Source organism: Shewanella sp. SNU WT4 (assembly GCF_006494715.1).
Lineage (GTDB): Bacteria > Pseudomonadota > Gammaproteobacteria > Enterobacterales > Shewanellaceae > Shewanella.
The window spans coordinates 2,799,033-2,816,084 of the sequence record NZ_CP041151.1; the positions used below are offsets into that span (position 1 = coordinate 2,799,033).

At 46.1% G+C, this 17,052-nt stretch carries 10 protein-coding genes; 4 read left to right on the forward strand and 6 right to left on the reverse strand.

All coding sequences use genetic code 11. The features are described from left to right. Positions 1 to 49: 49 nt before the first annotated feature. The 6 genes from odhB to sdhC all read right to left on the reverse strand — a co-directional run bounded on the left by odhB (position 50) and on the right by sdhC (position 7,623). Positions 50 to 1,234 (reverse strand): 2-oxoglutarate dehydrogenase complex dihydrolipoyllysine-residue succinyltransferase, encoded by a 1,185-nt coding sequence (gene odhB, locus FJQ87_RS12570; RefSeq protein ID WP_140932921.1) that lies wholly within the window; start codon positions 1,232 to 1,234, stop codon positions 50 to 52. Positions 1,235 to 1,249: 15 nt separating this feature from the next. Continuing rightward, on the reverse strand, positions 1,250 to 4,087 hold the full coding sequence (gene sucA, locus FJQ87_RS12575) for a 2-oxoglutarate dehydrogenase E1 component (RefSeq protein ID WP_140932922.1): 2,838 nt from the start codon (positions 4,085 to 4,087) through the stop codon (positions 1,250 to 1,252). Positions 4,088 to 4,399: 312 nt separating this feature from the next. Then, on the reverse strand, positions 4,400 to 5,107 hold the full coding sequence (locus tag FJQ87_RS12580) for a succinate dehydrogenase iron-sulfur subunit (RefSeq protein WP_140932923.1): 708 nt from the start codon (positions 5,105 to 5,107) through the stop codon (positions 4,400 to 4,402). A 12-nt stretch (positions 5,108 to 5,119) separates the two neighbouring features. Further along, a complete protein-coding gene (gene sdhA / locus FJQ87_RS12585; protein WP_140932924.1) occupies positions 5,120 to 6,886 on the reverse strand; it encodes a succinate dehydrogenase flavoprotein subunit in 1,767 nt (588 codons plus the stop codon). After that, positions 6,887 to 7,234, reverse strand: coding sequence for a succinate dehydrogenase, hydrophobic membrane anchor protein (gene sdhD / locus FJQ87_RS12590; RefSeq protein WP_140932925.1), 348 nt, complete (start codon positions 7,232 to 7,234; stop codon positions 6,887 to 6,889). Beyond that, complete coding sequence (gene sdhC, locus FJQ87_RS12595) at positions 7,228 to 7,623, reverse strand: succinate dehydrogenase cytochrome b556 subunit (protein WP_140934109.1); 396 nt, start codon at positions 7,621 to 7,623, stop codon at positions 7,228 to 7,230. Before sdhC ends, sdhD begins: the two co-directional genes overlap by 7 nt. Before the next feature lie 451 nt (positions 7,624 to 8,074). On the opposite strand from sdhC, the gene FJQ87_RS12600 reads away from it, so the two are divergent. The 4 genes from FJQ87_RS12600 to FJQ87_RS12615 all read left to right on the forward strand — a co-directional run bounded on the left by FJQ87_RS12600 (position 8,075) and on the right by FJQ87_RS12615 (position 16,974). Then, on the forward strand, positions 8,075 to 9,361 hold the full coding sequence (locus FJQ87_RS12600) for a citrate synthase (protein ID WP_140932926.1): 1,287 nt from the start codon (positions 8,075 to 8,077) through the stop codon (positions 9,359 to 9,361). A gap of 254 nt (positions 9,362 to 9,615) precedes the next feature. Further along, positions 9,616 to 10,677, forward strand: coding sequence for an efflux RND transporter periplasmic adaptor subunit (locus tag FJQ87_RS12605; RefSeq protein ID WP_240778923.1), 1,062 nt, complete (start codon positions 9,616 to 9,618; stop codon positions 10,675 to 10,677). Between the two features lie 25 nt (positions 10,678 to 10,702). Continuing rightward, the gene (locus FJQ87_RS12610) at positions 10,703 to 13,930 is read left to right on the forward strand and encodes an efflux RND transporter permease subunit (protein ID WP_140932927.1); all 3,228 of its coding nucleotides are present in this window, start codon (positions 10,703 to 10,705) and stop codon (positions 13,928 to 13,930) included. Further along, entirely contained in the window at positions 13,927 to 16,974 is a 3,048-nt protein-coding gene (locus FJQ87_RS12615; protein WP_140932928.1) for an efflux RND transporter permease subunit, read from the forward strand. The genes FJQ87_RS12610 and FJQ87_RS12615 overlap by 4 nt, the downstream gene beginning before the upstream one ends. Positions 16,975 to 17,052 lie beyond the last annotated feature (78 nt).

Sequence of the window (17,052 nt, forward strand, 5' to 3'; positions counted from 1 at the left end):
CACCGAGTGACCACGAGAATCCCGCCCGAAGGCGGGGGCGCTGTGGATTTTACAAATCCAGCAACAAGCGAGTTGGGTCTTCGAGGAATTCCTTAATGGTTACCAAGAAGCCCACAGATTCACGGCCGTCAATGATGCGGTGATCGTATGACAGAGCCAGATACATCATAGGTAGAATTTCTACCTGTCCATTAACCGCCATTGGGCGATCTTTAATGGCATGCATGCCTAAGATAGCGCTTTGTGGCAAGTTTAAAATCGGGGTCGACATTAAAGAACCAAACACGCCACCGTTAGTTAAGGTGAAGTTACCGCCAGTCATATCTTCAACTGTCAGTTTGCCATCGCGGCCTTTAAGGGCTAAATCACGCACAGCCTTTTCAATCTCAGCCAAACTCATGCTGTCACAATCGCGCAGCACAGGCGTTACTAAGCCTCTTGGAGTAGACACCGCAATGCTGACATCAAAATAGTTATGATAAACAATATCATCACCATCAATTGACGCGTTAACTTCTGGGTAGCGCTTCAGCGCTTCAGTCACGGCCTTGATATAAAACGACATAAAGCCTAAACGTATGCCATGACGCTTCTCAAACACATCCTGATATTGCTTACGGATGTCCATGATAGGCTTCATGTTAACTTCGTTAAACGTAGTCAACATAGCGGTTGAGTTTTTCGCTTCCAGCAAACGGCTAGCAATGGTTTTACGTAAACGCGTCATAGGAACACGTTTTTCACTGCGCACACCTAAAGGTGCCACTGGCGCTTTTACCGCTGCAGCAACAGGCGCGGCTTTTGACGCTTGCTTAACAAAGGCATCAACATCTTCTTTAGTGATACGGCCACCCACACCTGTGCCCTTGATATCAGCGGCATTCAATGAATGCTCAGCAATCAAGCGGCGCACAGATGGGCTCAGGGCATCATTAGCATCAGCGTCTACCGTCACAGCTTCGGCTTGAGATTTTGACACTTCTTGACCAGCCACAATACTGGCCACAAAGTTGGCAATCACTTGCTGACCTAAAACCGTATCGCCTTCTTGTGCCAGCAGTTCAGACAGTTGACCGTCTTCTGGGGCAACCACTTCCAGCACCACTTTATCGGTTTCAATATCCACCAACTGTTGATCGCGACTCACGCGCTCGCCCGGCTTAACATGCCAAGTGGCAATTGTCGCATCAGCCACTGATTCCGGCAGGACTGGGACTTTAATTTCAATACTCATGCAACCTTATCCTTATTATAAATGTGGCAATGACGGTAACTTTAATGCGCTGACGACTAATGCTTCTTGCTGATGGGCATGCAATTCTGGATATCCACAAGCAGGCGCGGCCGAGGCTTCACGGCCGGCATACGTCAGGGTTGAGCCCGCTGGAATGGCGGCCCAAAAATGGTGTTGACTGCAATACCAAGCGCCCTGATTTTGTGGTTCTTCCTGACACCAAATAAAATCAGTCACATGGCTATAGCGTTGTAATTCCGCCTGAATTTCATCATGCGGGAACGGATATAACTGTTCAATACGGATAATGGCAACATTAGTAAGCTGCTCTTTACGGCGGCGATCAAGTAATTCGAAATACACCTTACCGCTACAGAACACTACGCGATCGACGCCTTTTGGATCAAGATCATCAATTTCACCAATAATATTTTGGAAGTGACCATTAGCCAGTTCTTCTAAGCTTGATACGGCCATGGGATGACGCAGCAAAGACTTAGGAGACATAACCACTAATGGACGACGCATTGGCCGCACCACTTGTCGACGCAGCATGTGATACACCTGCGCTGGCGTTGATGGCACGCACACTTGCATATTATGGTTGGCGCACAGTTGCAAGAAACGCTCTAAACGGGCGCTCGAATGCTCAGGGCCTTGACCTTCATACCCATGGGGCAACAGCATAGTTAAGCCGCATAAACGACCCCACTTTTGCTCACCAGACGATAAGAACTGGTCAATCACTACTTGAGCACAGTTAACGAAGTCACCAAACTGCGCTTCCCAAATGGTTAAGCCCGTAGGTTCTGCGGTGGCATAACCGTATTCAAACGCCAATACTGAGGCTTCAGATAATACTGAGTCAGTAATGTTAATGGCGCCTTGGTCATCACTTAAGTGACGCAGCGGTAAATAGGTACTGCCATCGGTTTGGTTGTGCAGCACAGCATGGCGATGGAAGAAGGTACCGCGACCTGAATCTTGACCGGTTAAGCGCACGCGATTACCTGAGGTCAAAATGGTGGCGTAAGCTAAGGTTTCAGCAAAGCCCCAATCGAGGAGTTTCTCGCCATTGGCCATAGCTAAACGGTCTTGATAAATCTTATCAACCCGTGCGTGCATAGGATGATTGCTTGGTACATAACTGATGCTGTGCGCCAGTTTAGTCAGCTTATCAAGCGCATATTCTGGCGTATAAGCTACGTCCCAATCATTACCTATATAAGGTGACCAATCGGCATTTTGTATGGTCATAGGGCGCCACTCGGGCACCACGCAATCACCGTGATCTAAGGCGTCGCGATAATTGTTCACCATAGCCGTCACATCATCGGCCGCTAAGGTTTTTTCAGCAATCAGCTTGTCAGCATAGAGCTTACGCGGGGTTGGATGCTTCTTAATTTTTGAATACATCAGTGGCTGAGTCGCACTTGGCTCATCAGCTTCGTTATGGCCATGACGGCGATAACACACTAAATCAATGACGACATCGCGCTTAAACTCGTTGCGATAATCTACCGCCAATTTAGCGATAAAGGCCACAGCTTCAGGATCGTCAGCATTCACATGGAATATCGGTGCCTGCACCATTTTGGCGATGTCAGTACAATATTCTGTCGAGCGAACGTCTTGATGATTAGAGGTGGTAAAGCCTACTTGGTTATTGATAACAATACGGATACTTCCACCCACTGAGAAACCGCGGGTTTGCGACATGTTAAATGTCTCTTGCACTATGCCTTGGCCAGTAATGGCTGAGTCACCATGAATGGTGATTGGCATGACTTGACGGCCATCGCTGCAACCACGGCGGTCTTGACGCGCGCGCACTGAGCCCATCACCACAGGGTTAACAATTTCAAGATGCGATGGGTTAAACGCCAGCGCTAAATGTATATCACCGCCAGGAGTTGAGAAATCGGCCGAGAAGCCTTGGTGATATTTCACATCGCCGCTGCCTAAGCTGTCGTTATGCTTACCCGCGAACTCATTAAATAATTCTGCAGGACGCTTACCGAGCACGTTAACTAATACGTTAAGACGACCACGGTGCGCCATACCAACCACGATTTCTTTGGTACCTGATTCGCCAGCGCGATACAAAATCTCACGCAGCATAGGTACTAGTGCATCGCCGCCTTCAAGGGAGAAGCGTTTAGCACCTGGAAATTTGGCGCCTAAATATTTCTCTAGGCCTTCTACTGCGTTTAAGCCTTGTAGAATGCGAACTTTATTGGCTTCATCAAGAGAAACTCGGCCTAAGGTCGGTTCCAAATATTGCTGGATCCAACGCTTCTCATCGGTATCGGTAATATGCATATATTCCGCACCAATACTGCCGCAATAGGTTTGCTTGAGCGCTGCCACCAAGTCTTTGAGCAACATGGTTTGGCCGCCATGGGCAAAAGAGCCAGTATTAAAGCTGCGCAGTAAATCGTCGGCATCTAAACCGTGATGCTGTGGGTCGAGTTCTTTCACTGACTCACGCTGCCATAATCCTAATGGATCGAGATTAGCGTTTTGATGGCCACGGAATCGATGCGCATTAATAAGTTGCAGTACTTTAACTTGCTTAGCATCTAATTGCGGATCAGACACCATGCTACCGCCGCCCACTCGCCGCTCTTGGGCCAATGATTTGAAATATTCTCGCATTTTAGAATGAGAGATTTCTGGGGCAGCACTGCCGGAACCGTTGACCGGAGGGAGCTTATCAAAAACCTCACGCCAATCGTCGGTCACTGATTGGGGATCTTCTTGGTAGGCTTCGTACATCGCTTCAATATAAGTGCTGTTAGCACCACTTAGATGAGACGAGTCGAGCCAAGCTTTCATGACGCCTTGGTGCATTGCTATTCCTTTCAAACTTTGACCCTCAACTGCAAACTGACTGCCGGTGTTTTTGCGATAAGGTCACATCTGAGTCCTTGGAAAACTTGATGTCCTATTCAACCAACTCCGCCTAGGCATTGCGTATTAGGTGCATACACTTGCTTAGCCATAGTATTTGGGAGTATTTCGATGAAATTATTCCCTGTCACTACCGTCTTATAACCCAGAATGACGGTATTTTGATAGCCATTATATAAAAGAGTCATCACCAATATGATGATGACTCTCAAAGAGTTAGGCCATTATAATTGTTAGCTCAGTAACTTGCATCTAAACCGCCCGTTGCAGCAGCATTGATTTGATATGACCTATGGCCTTAGTCGGATTTAATCCTTTAGGGCACACATCCACACAATTCATAATGCCATGGCAGCGGAACACGCTATAAGCATCATCAAGTTCCGACAAACGCTGCTCGGTGGCGGTATCGCGGCTATCAATCAAGAAGCGATAGGCATGCAATAAACCGCTCGGACCCACGAACTTATCAGGATTCCACCAGAAAGATGGGCAGGCTGTTGAGCAACACGCGCACATAATACATTCATACAAACCATCTAAATGTTCACGTTGCTCAGGGGATTGCAGGTTTTCGCGGGCAGGTTTTTGACCATCATTGATAAGATACGGCTTAATCTTCTCGTATTGCTTGTAGAACTGAGATAAATCAACCACCAAGTCGCGAACTACCGGCATGCCAGGCAGTGGGCGAATAATCAGTTTCTTACCCTTGAAGGTTGATACTGGCGTAATACAAGCTAAGCCATTCTTACCATTCATGTTAATGCCATCAGAACCACACACGCCTTCACGGCACGAGCGGCGAAACACCAAGGTGGTGTCCTGCTCTTTAAGCTTCATCAAAGCATCTAGCACCATCATATCTGTGCCGTCTTCCACCGTGAGGCTGAAATCCTGCATATGTGGTTTAGTATCCACATCAGGATTATATCTATAAATGGAGAATTCCAATTTCATCCTGATAGCTCCTTAGTAAGTACGCTTCTTCGGTGGGAAGGCTGCCCGATGAATCGGTGCCATATTGACTTCACGACGCATCATTTGGGTAGTGACAGGGTCAAATAAACTGTGACATAACCAATTGTCATCATCACGCTCAAGATAATCTTCGCGTGAATGAGCGCCGCGGCTCTCTGTGCGATAGTTAGCGGCATAAGCCGTCGCAATCGCGGTCGCCATTAAGTTATCCAGCTCTAAACATTCGATGCGCTGGGTATTAAATTCCCGTGAATTGTCCGACAGTTTGGCATTATCTAAACGCTTACTGATGGCTTTTAATTGCTCTAAGCCTTCAGCCATGGCATCGCCACTTCTGAACACCGAGAAATTTAGCTGCATACACAGTTGCAAGTCCTTACGGATTTGCGCTGGGTCTTCACCGTCTTTATTACTTTCCCAACGATTTAGGCGTGCAAGCGATGCTTGAATTTCAGCATCAGTGGCCGCTTTAGGATTAGGCGTTTGATCCAATACCTTACCTAAATGCTGCCCTGCTGCGCGGCCAAAGACCACTAAATCAAGCAATGAATTACCGCCTAAACGGTTAGCACCATGCACAGACACACAAGCAATTTCACCGACCGCAAGCAAGCCAATGACATCTTGCTCGCTGCCATCTTCATTCTTACGAATGACCTGACCACTCACTTTAGTCGGAAGACCGCCCATCATGTAGTGACAGGTTGGCAATACTGGGATTGGGCCATCAGCGGGGTCAATATGCGCGAAAGTACGAGATAATTCACACACGCCTGGTAAACGCGCTTCTAAGGTTTCTTTACCTAAGTGATCGAGTTTCAGCAAGCAATGGGGGCCTAACGGACCATCTAAGCCGCGACCTTCACGGATTTCAGTCATCATGGAGCGGGCAACAACGTCGCGACCCGCTAAATCTTTGGCATTGGGTGCATAGCGCTCCATAAAGCGCTCGCCGTTTTTATTGAGCAGATACCCGCCCTCACCGCGGCAACCTTCAGTCACTAACACCCCAGCACCAGCAATACCGGTTGGGTGGAACTGCCACATTTCCATGTCTTGCATTTGCACGCCAGCGCGCATTGCCATGCCAACACCATCACCTGTATTGATATGAGCGTTGGTAGTTGAGGCATAAATACGGCCTGCACCACCTGTGGCTAAAATAGTAGCCTTAGCTTTGAAATAGACTATGTCGCCAGTTTCAATTTCAATGGCAGTACAACCCACAATCGCGCCGTCAGCATTTTTAACTAAATCTAACGCGTACCACTCTGAATACACATCGGTTTTATGCTTAACGTTTTGTTGATACAAGCAGTGCAACAACGCATGACCTGTGCGGTCTGCAGCCGCTGCCGTGCGCGCCGCTTGCTCGCCACCAAAGTTACGTGACTGTCCACCAAAGGGACGCTGGTAAATCGTTCCGTTTTCAAAACGCGAAAATGGCAAGCCCATGTGCTCAAGCTCAATAATGGCTTCAGGGCCGGTTTGACACATAAATTCGATGGCGTCTTGGTCACCGATAAAGTCGGAACCTTTAACGGTATCGTACATATGCTCTTCCCAATGATCTTCATGAGCATTACCTAAGGCGACAGTGATGCCACCTTGAGCAGAAACAGTATGAGAGCGGGTTGGGAATACTTTAGATAACAGCGCGCAGCTCTTACCTTCTTTAGATATTTGCAACGCCGCTCGCATCCCTGCGCCACCGGCGCCGATGACGACTGCATCAAATTCACGAACTGGAATATTCACTTAGACACCCCATACAATGATTAAGCCAGCGGCTAAATAGGAGAATGCAGCCACGACAAAGACAAATTGCAACACTCCGCGCAGCGCAGTGCATTTAATGTAATCGGTCAATACTTGCCAAGTACCAATCCAGGCATGGATTAATAACGCGACTAAAGCGACTAAGGTATAAATCTTCATGGGTAGGGTCGAAAATAAGCCGTGCCATACCTCGAAGGTTAAAGGCGCCGCTAACGCTAAAAATCCCACTAGAAAAATGGCATAACTGGCTAACACGACCGCGCTGGCACGGATCATGATGAAATCATGAACGCCACTGCGCCCAAAGCTTGCAGCGTTAGTTACCATATCCATACTCCTGCTAACACAGACAAGACTGCCGCGATAACAAACACCGCTTTGGCAGAAGCTGAGCCTGAATCCAGCTCTTCCCAACGGCCAGTGTCCATCACTAAGTGACGAATACCCGCCAACAAGTGATAACCAAGCGCAGTGAGAATGCCCCAGATAATAAATTTAATGAAAGGAGAACTAAACCAAGCTTGAACCTCAGCAAAACCTTGGCTAGATGCAAGCGATGCATTTAACAGGTAGAGCAAAATAGCAATGGCAAATAGCATGATCACACCGGAAATACGGTGCACGATTGACGCAATAGCAGTCGCCGGAAAGCGAATAGTCTGCAAATCTAGATTGACGGGTCTTTGGTTTTTCACGTTCTGCTCACTCAGCTCCATTGAGCAATTTTTATTATTCATATCGCACAGAAAATTAACATACATTCAAGCAGTAACATCAGGGTGTAATGTTGCTTCTTGATTAGCTGCATGACTCTATACGAAGCTCCAAAACAAACGCATTACCTATTAAAAACATTTTACCCAAGGTGTGAATATAATGATATTTAAATGGGGTTGTTTGCAACCTTTAAAGGTGCCCAAAGTATACTCTTGCGAAATGTCAAATACAAACATCACACAATGAATAATCAAATAAAACTATCGAGTTAAGCTTGAGTAATGTTGACAACTCCTTACCCCGCTTGACATTATCGAGGTCGATATACCAAGGTCTAACAAATTAAAACACTTATTTAAATTGAATTGTGATATACATTAACTGTGATGTAATATGTGCTTGACATGCCGCACTCAATATAAGAATGAAGTAAGTTAAGGAGAACGGGGTATGGCTGATCTAAAAGCCAAATTGGAATTACCTGGAAACGAGTCAATCGAACTTCCAGTGAAACATGGAACTGCTGGCTTTGATGTCATCGACATCAGCAAGCTGGGATCTAAAGGGTACTTTACTTTTGACCCAGGTTTTCTCGCTACAGCCTCCTGCGAATCAGCAATTACCTATATCGACGGCGATTTAGGTGTATTAACTCATAGGGGTTATCCCATAGCGCAATTGGCCACAGAATCGAGTTATCTCGATGTCTGTTACTTATTGTTATATGGAGAATTACCGACTCCTGCTCAATTTAAAGATTTCTCTCATACCGTCAAAAACCATACTATGGTGCACGAGCAAGTTTCTTTCTTATTTAGAGGCTTTCGACGTGATGCGCACCCTATGGCTATGTTGTGTGGTGTTACCGGGGCATTATCTGCTTTCTATCAAGACTCATTAGATGTTAATGACCCAAGCCATCGCCGTATTGCCGCTTATCGATTAATCTCGAAAATGCCGACAATCGCCGCTATGTGTTACAAGTATCATGTAGGCCAGCCCTTTGTTTATCCGCGCAATGACTTAAGTTATGCCGGTAACTTCTTATCTATGATGTTTGCTGTGCCTTGTGAAGAGTACAAAGTAAACCCCATTATTGAACGCGCTATGGACAGAATTTTTGTGCTCCATGCCGATCATGAACAAAATGCATCGACCTCAACCGTACGTTTAGCGGGCTCTTCTGGGGCAAACCCATTTGCGTGTATTGCGGCTGGTATTGCCTCGCTATGGGGACCTGCTCACGGCGGCGCCAATGAAGCTTGCTTAAATATGCTTGAAGAAATTGGTTCAGTTGATCGCATTCCTGAATTTATCGCCCGCGCTAAAGACAAGGACGATCCATTCCGCTTAATGGGCTTTGGTCATAGGGTCTATAAGAACTTTGACCCGCGCGCGAAAGTGATGCGTGAAACCTGTCATGAAGTATTAGAAGAGCTGAAACTCAACGACCCATTACTTGATGTGGCCATGGAATTAGAGCGTATTGCCTTAGAAGATGATTATTTCGTCTCTAAGAAGCTCTACCCTAACGTTGATTTTTACTCAGGCATCATAATGAAAGCCATGGGTATTCCAACCAGTATGTTCACAGTGATTTTCGCCCTGTCGCGCACTGTTGGCTGGATTGCTCACTGGAAAGAAATGCTTGACCAACCAGGGCATAAAATTAGCCGTCCACGGCAATTATATACAGGTGAAGTTGAGCGTTCGTTTGTCCCTATGCATAAACGCTAGCTTTCCCCCTTGATTCAAAAAGCGCCATTTGGCGCTTTTTTTATATTTACAACAAGCTAGATGTTGGTCAAAATCGCCAAATTAACAACAAAGTCGCTACATTTGACATAAGCTATTCATTCGTGTTGTTGCTAAAAAGACATAAATACATGGTTTTAATGGATTTAATTATTGGCATAGTTCCTGCTTATTCAATGCCAAAATTGACTAAAATGGATATCAACATGAATTTACAACAGCTTGTTCAACGCAGCATGTTACTTACTTGTGTTATCGGCCTGATTGCGTGCACCGAAGCGCCAAAAGAAGAACAAAAAAAAGATAAGGCCGTGCCAGTAGAAACTATGACGGCAACCAAAGGCGATATTTCATCATTTTACAATACCACCGCCACCCTTGAAGCACCGCAAGAAGCCAAGGTACTGACACGAGTAGCTGGCCTCATTGCCAATATCAAGGTTGAAGAAGGCATGTTAGTCGAAGAAGGACAATTGCTCGCAAGCATAGATGCTGAGCGTCAGCAGTATGAATTAGATAGAACCAATGCCGAAGTGCTGATCATTGAACAAGAATTACAGCGTTTAAAGCAGATGAAAAATCAGGAATACATTAGCGCCGATAACCTTGCAAAACTTGAATATAACTTGCAAGCCGCTAAAGCGCGTCGAGATTTATCAGCCTTACAAGTCAAAGAAAGCCAAATCCTGTCACCAATTAAGGGAGTCATTGCCGCTCGTTACGTTAAGCAAGGCAATATGGTGCGAGAATTTGATCCGCTATTTCATATTGTTAGCCAAGCAGAACTGCATGGCATCGTCTATTTACCTGAGCAGCAACTGAGTCAGTTACAACTTGGGCAAGAAGCCCTATTAGTGGCAAGCCACAGCCCCAATACTCAGATAGCCGCCGATGTGCTGCGCATCAGCCCTGTGATTGATAGTAGCAATGGCACCTTTAAAGTAACCTTACGAGTCAAAAATCCCGACGGTCAGTTAAAAACCGGCATGTTTACTAAGGTGTCGATTAAATTTGATACCCGCAACAATGCCGTATTAGTGCCATTTAATGTGGTTATTCAGCAAGATAATCAGCAAGCCATTTATGTAATTAACGACAATAAGGCCGCTCGTCGGCAAGTGACCTTAGGCTATCGTCAAGGCGATACCGTGGAAATTATTAAAGGCATTAACGCGGGTGATGTCGTCGTCAGCCGCGGCCAGCACAACCTTAAAGATCAATCCTTGGTGGAACTCTTAACCCCAAACGTCTCTGATGCCATGGCAACCTTGCCTGTGACTAATCAAGCCAATCACTAATTAGACCCCATCAAGGATACTTGCCATGTCGATGATACGCACAGCGGTCAAACGCCCTGTGGCTGTGTGGATGTTAATGCTAGCTATCATGCTGTTTGGCATGGTGAGTCTAAGCCGCTTAACTATCCAACTATTGCCAGATTTAAGCTATCCCACTCTCACTATCCGCACCCTCTATGATGGCGCGGCGCCGGTGGAAGTGGAGCAATTAATTTCAAAACCCATTGAAGAATCGGTAGGGATAGTTAAAAACCTTAAGCAAATTCGCTCCATTTCACGCTCAGGCATGTCCGATGTGATTTTGGAATTTGAATGGGGCACCAACATGGATATCGCCAGCCTAGATGTGCGCGAAAAGTTGGACAGCATTAGCTTACCTCTTGATATCAATAAGCCATTACTGCTGCGATTTAACCCAAACCTAGATCCGATTGTGCGTCTTGCATTATCGGCAGATGGACAAACGCCAGCGGAACTTAAATCCCTGCGCACTTATGCCCAAGAAGATCTCAAGCGTCAACTAGAAGCCATTAACGGCGTAGCCGCGGTGCGTTTATCGGGTGGCTTAGAGCAAGAAGTGCATATTCGCTTAGATCAACATAAGCTCGCCCAGCTTAACTTAACCGCCGAGCAACTGCAGGAGCGCATTCGCGGCGAAAACATTAACCTTTCAGCAGGTAAAGTCACCCAAGGCGATAAAGAATACTTAGTCAGAACCCTCAATCAATTTGCCGATATTGAACAACTGGCCAATGTTATCGTTTATCGCGATCAGCAGCGCCTCATTCGCCTAAAAGACGTGGCTGAGGTCATTGATGCCCATAAAGAGCGCTCGGACATTACCCGCATTGCCGATAAAGAATCCATTGAGCTTGCCATCTACAAAGAAGGTGATGCCAACACGGTAGAAGTGGCCGCGCGCATTAAGGCGCTCACCAGTCAATGGGATCAAAAAAGTAAACCTCTCACTCTGATTTACGACCAATCGCGCTTTATTGAAAGCGCTGTGAGCGAGGTCACCAGTGCCGCCTTTATCGGTAGCCTGCTGGCTATGTTAGTTATCTATCTATTTTTACGCGATATTGTCGCAACGTTAATCATCTCTGTGTCTATCCCATTTTCTGTGATTGCCACCTTTAACATGATGTATTTCTCCAATATCAGTCTTAACATTATGTCCCTTGGCGGCATAGCCCTAGCGGTAGGTTTATTGGTAGATAACGCCATTGTTGTGCTTGAAAATATTGATAAAAATAGACAACAAGGCTTAAGTCGAATGGATGCCGCAATTAAAGGCACTCAAGAAGTGAGTGGGGCTATTGTCGCCTCAACCTTAACGACCTTAGCCGTGTTTGTGCCGCTGATATTTGTTGATGGTATTGCTGGCACCTTGTTCTCAGATCAAGCCATTACTGTCACCTTTGCCTTACTTGCCTCGTTAATGGTGGGCTTAATTGCAATCCCCATGCTGGCATCTCGAGAAGGCTTTAGTGCCCTGCCCGCGTTGTTAACGCCCGTAGATAAAGTTAAACCACAAGGCAAGCTTGCCAAATTAAAGCACTATAGCGCCACCTTATTTATGTTTCCTATTCACTTATTATTTAAATGGTTACCGCAGCTTTTATTAACCCTGACGTTAACAGTCACCCGAGTCATATCTTGGATGCTGGGCTTATTAATGCGGCCGATATCCTCAGGCTTTAATTTCTTCTATGAGCAGTGTGCCCGCCTGTATCGACATTTACTCACTAAGGCGTTAAAGCGTTCTTGGCTGACATTAGCGCTGACCATATGCTTACCGCTCTCGACGTTATTATTAATTCCACGCTTAGGGATTGAGTTAATTCCGCCCATGAATCAAGGCTTGATTTATGTCGATATTTTATTGCCTCCAGGCGCCGATGTTGAGCAAACCGATAAAGTATTAGCGCAGTTAAACCAGAGTATTAGTAGTGAATTAGGCGTCAGCCATGTGTTTTCACAAGCAGGCACGGGCGGATTAATGACTTCAGATACCCGCCGTGGCGGCGAAAACTGGGGGCGCTTACAAATTAGCCTTAAGGATCCTAGCGCCTTTAATGCCATCAGTAATAAGTTACGCGAGCAAGCCGCCAGTATTCCTGAGCTGGAAGTACAAATTGAAGCGCCTGAGTTGTTTAGCTTTGATGCGCCGCTACAAATTGAACTGATAGGTTATGATTTACAGCAGTTACAACAAGCCAGTGAACTGTTAGTCGGCCGCTTAAACACTTCAGCTCGCTTTACTGACTTGGCCAGCAGCCTCAAAGATGGTCAACCTGAGCTTAGTATTCGCTTCGATCATGCTCGCCTTGCGCAACTGGGAATGACAGCGCCACAAGTGGCTGACACTATTGCGCGTCAAATTGGCGGACGCGTTGCAAGTCAGCTCACCATTAATGATAGAAAAATTGATATTTTGATCCGCTCAGAGCTTGAGCAACGTGACAATATCGCCGATATCGAGCAGATGATCATAAACCCGGGTAGCCCTCAGTCATTGCCATTGCATGCCGTGGCCGAGGTTAGTTTAGCTACAGGTCCTTCCGCCATTAATCGCATTAGTCAGCAAAGGGTGGCGATGATCACCGCGAATCTTGCCTATGGCGATTTGCGCGAAGCGGTCAATGAAGCCAGAGCCCTATTAAATGAAGCTGATGTCCCAGCCTCACTGCAAGTAAGATTTGGCGGCCAAAATGAAGAAATGCAGCAATCATTCTTATCGCTAAAGATTGCTATAGCCCTTGCCATCTGCTTGGTATATCTAGTGATGGCATCTCAATTTGAGTCCTTACTGCACCCTTTGCTTATCTTGATAGTAATTCCACTGGCCATTGCTGGCAGTGTGTTAGGCCTATTTATCAGTGGCACTCATATAAGCGTGGTGGTGTTTATTGGCTTTATTATGCTCACGGGCATAGTCGTCAACAATGCCATTGTATTGATAGATAAAATTAATCAGCTGCGCGAAGCGGGTGAAGAAAAGTTAGCCGCCATTACACTCGCTGCCCATTCGCGCTTGCGGCCGATTTTAATGACCACATTAACTACCGCCCTAGGTTTATTGCCTATGGCTCTTGGCATAGGTGAAGGCAGTGAAGTACGCGCGCCCATGGCCATTACTGTGATCTGCGGTCTATTATTTTCAACCTTGCTGACCTTAGTGGTTATTCCCGTGCTCTATCAAGTATTTGATAGAAAAAATTATCAGGTCAATCGCGTGGTGCAATCATGAATCTCACCCGTTTAGCCATCAAACGCCCAGTCACCACAGGGATGTTTTTCTTATCCATCATACTGTTTGGCTTAGTGGCCAGTCGTTTGCTACCGCTGGAATTATTTCCAGGGATAGATATTCCACGGGTATTTATTGAAGTGCCTTATAAGGGTTCAAGCCCTGCAGAAGTTGAGCGCGAAATTACCCAAGTGCTGGAAGAGTCGTTAGCGACCATGAGCGGCATTACCGATATGGAGTCTGAATCCAGTCAAAACGGCGTTAATATCGAACTCAGCATGAAGTGGGGCGAAAATGTCGCCACTAAGGCCTTAGAAGCGCGCGAAAAAATCGATGCCGTGCGCCATTTATTGCCGCGAGATGTGGAGCGGGTGTTTATTCGCCAGTTTTCAACCTCTGATCTGCCGATTCTCACGATACGGATTGCCAGTGAAGGCGATTTATCCAATGCTTTTGATTTATTAGATAAGCAACTGCGTAAACCCTTGGAGCGCCTTGATGGCGTATCACAAGTCACCCTCTATGGCGTTGAGCAAAAGCAAATTGAAATCAGGGTCGATGCCATCAGTCTTACCCGCGCTGGTATTTCGCCCTCAGTCCTCCAAACTCGCTTAACGGCAGAAAACTTTGTCATTAATGGCGGCAGTCTACGCCAACAAGGGCGGGTATTTCAGGTGTCTCCCAAAGGCGAATTTACCTCGTTAGCTGACATTGAAAATATCACTTTAAACGATAAGTTACGGCTAAAAGATGTGGCGATAGTCAGCTATGCCCTGCCCGAGCAAGATGAAGGCCGCCATCTTGATAGACGCTTTGCCGTGGGTCTTGATGTGTTTAAAGATTCTGGCTCTAACTTAGTCGCGGTATCCAATCGTGTTATCACTGTAATTGAGCAGGTGAAGCAAGATCCGCAATTTGCAGGGGTACGCCTCTACATCATGGAAGATCAAGCCGATGGCGTGAAGTCATCCTTAAGTGACTTACTTAAGTCTGGTGTTATGGGGGCACTGTTATCTTTTGCCATTTTATACATGTTCTTGCGGGATTTACGCTTAACCTTAGTAGTGGTTATTTCTGTTCCTGTATCCATTGCCATGACGCTCGCCGCCATGTATGTGCTCGGTTATAGCCTAAATATTTTATCTATGATGGGCTTACTGCTAGCCGTAGGTATGTTAATTGATAATGCCGTGGTGGTCAGTGAATCCGTCCTGCAAGAGCAGGAGCACGATCCTACTAATAACAATGCCGTATTTGATGGCGTCGAAAAAGTTAGCCTAGCGATCTTAGCCGGCACCTTAACCACCGCCATAGTATTTTTACCCAATATTTTTGGGGTCAAGGTGCAGCTAACCATCTTCCTTGAACATGTCGCCATCGCAATCTGCATTTCATTACTGGTGTCATTATTAGTGGCTAAAACTCTACTGCCGTTACTACTCACAACACTTAAATTTAAGCCGCAATCACAGCAATTAAACCCGAGAGCCATGCGCTTTTATCAGCGAAGCTTAGCTTGGCTGCTGGCTCGCCCCAAACTCGGCGCTGCGATTGCGTTTGCACTATTAGCTTCAACGGCAATACCGCTATCTATGGTCAAACAAGATCAATCTGATGGTGAGAGTAATGGTCGGCTCTACATCAACTATCAGCTAGAAGGCCGACATAATTTAAATGTTACTAAGGCCATGGTTGAACGAATGGAAGCTTATTTGTATAAAAATCAACAAGCTTTTTATATTGAGTCTGTCTATAGCTTTTATGCACCTGATAATGCCCAGTCGACCTTAATCCTTAAAAAAGACATCCCCATTGCCATGGAAGAACTTAAGGAGCTTATTCGTAAAGACTTCCCACATTTTGCTATCGCGAATCCTCTCTTTGGTTGGGGTGATGAACAAAGTGGCGTGCGCTTAACCTTAACTGGCCGTTCAACCACTGAGTTATTACGTTTATCAGAGCAATTATTGCCAAGTATTCGCAGCCTTAAAGGACTCACCGATGTTCGCTCTGAAGTCAATGGCAGTCAGCAAGAAGTGCTCATACTATTATCCAATGAAATGGCAAGTCGCTTAAATATCCCAGTATCTGAGCTAGCATCGTTAGTGGCAACGGCCCTGAGAGGCACGCCACTACGCTCTTATCGTCATGATCCCAATGGCGAAATTAGAATTGAGCTGGCTTATGATAAAAAATGGCAACAGTCGTTAGATGCACTGCATTCTCTGCCTTTAGTGCGCCAGCAAAATCGCACTTTTAGCCTTGGTGATGTCGCTAACATCACTATAGTGCCGCGCTTTGATACCATTCGCCATTTTGATAGAAAAACGGCGCTATCCATTGGTGCCAATCTTAACGATATTACTATGGAGGAAGCGGGTGAGAAACTAACGACCTTGATGGATAGCATGACATTACCAGAAGGTTACAGTTATTCACTGCGCGGCGGCTTTGAGCGCCAGGATGAAGATCAAAACATTATGGTGGTCAATATGGTTTTGGCTATCTTAATGATTTATATCGTGATGGCCGCGCTGTTTGAATCGCTATTACTGCCAAGCGCTATTATTACCTCCATCCTATTTTCCATCACAGGAGTATTTTGGGCGCTATTTCTTACCGGCACGGCGATGTCTGTGATGGCCATGATAGGAATTTTGATTTTACTTGGGGTGGTGGTCAATAACGGTATCGTCTTAGTAGATCAAATTAATCAACAGCGGCCTGAGCTTGACGCCCTGTCCCAAGCTATTACCGATATATGTATATCCCGCTTACGCCCTGTCTTGATGACAGTATTCACTACGATATTAGGCTTAGTGCCGCTTGCCCTGGACGACACACAAATCGGCGGTGGTGGCCCGCCCTATGCTCCTATGGCCATTGCCATCATTGGTGGTTTGGTATTTTCAACCGTCACTAGCTTGTACTTAGTGCCCTTATGTTATCAGGCGCTGTTTAGATTACGTCACCGTTCGGCCATTGCTTTTGGCCGCAGTAAGCAAACGGCGATTAACTTAACTCCTTGGATTAAAGAGCGCTAAGCCATAGTTGTCGACATCAATATGGCTTGAGTTATCAACGCCAAAAACAAAAAAGCCATGAATACTCATGGCTTTTTT

What these genes read in the sequence shown, in the direction of transcription:
- FJQ87_RS12605 (WP_240778923.1), top strand. Translation starts at nt 9,616, where the DNA reads ATGTTACTTACTTGTGTTATCGGCCTGATTGCGTGCACCGAAGCGCCA.
- odhB (WP_140932921.1), bottom strand. Translation starts at nt 1,234, where the DNA reads ATGAGTATTGAAATTAAAGTCCCAGTCCTGCCGGAATCAGTGGCTGAT.
- FJQ87_RS12610 (WP_140932927.1), top strand. Translation starts at nt 10,703, where the DNA reads ATGTCGATGATACGCACAGCGGTCAAACGCCCTGTGGCTGTGTGGATG.
- FJQ87_RS12615 (WP_140932928.1), top strand. Translation starts at nt 13,927, where the DNA reads ATGAATCTCACCCGTTTAGCCATCAAACGCCCAGTCACCACAGGGATG.
- FJQ87_RS12580 (WP_140932923.1), bottom strand. Translation starts at nt 5,107, where the DNA reads ATGAAATTGGAATTCTCCATTTATAGATATAATCCTGATGTGGATACT.
- FJQ87_RS12600 (WP_140932926.1), top strand. Translation starts at nt 8,075, where the DNA reads ATGGCTGATCTAAAAGCCAAATTGGAATTACCTGGAAACGAGTCAATC.
- sdhD (WP_140932925.1), bottom strand. Translation starts at nt 7,234, where the DNA reads ATGGTAACTAACGCTGCAAGCTTTGGGCGCAGTGGCGTTCATGATTTC.
- sucA (WP_140932922.1), bottom strand. Translation starts at nt 4,087, where the DNA reads ATGCACCAAGGCGTCATGAAAGCTTGGCTCGACTCGTCTCATCTAAGT.
- sdhC (WP_140934109.1), bottom strand. Translation starts at nt 7,623, where the DNA reads ATGGAGCTGAGTGAGCAGAACGTGAAAAACCAAAGACCCGTCAATCTA.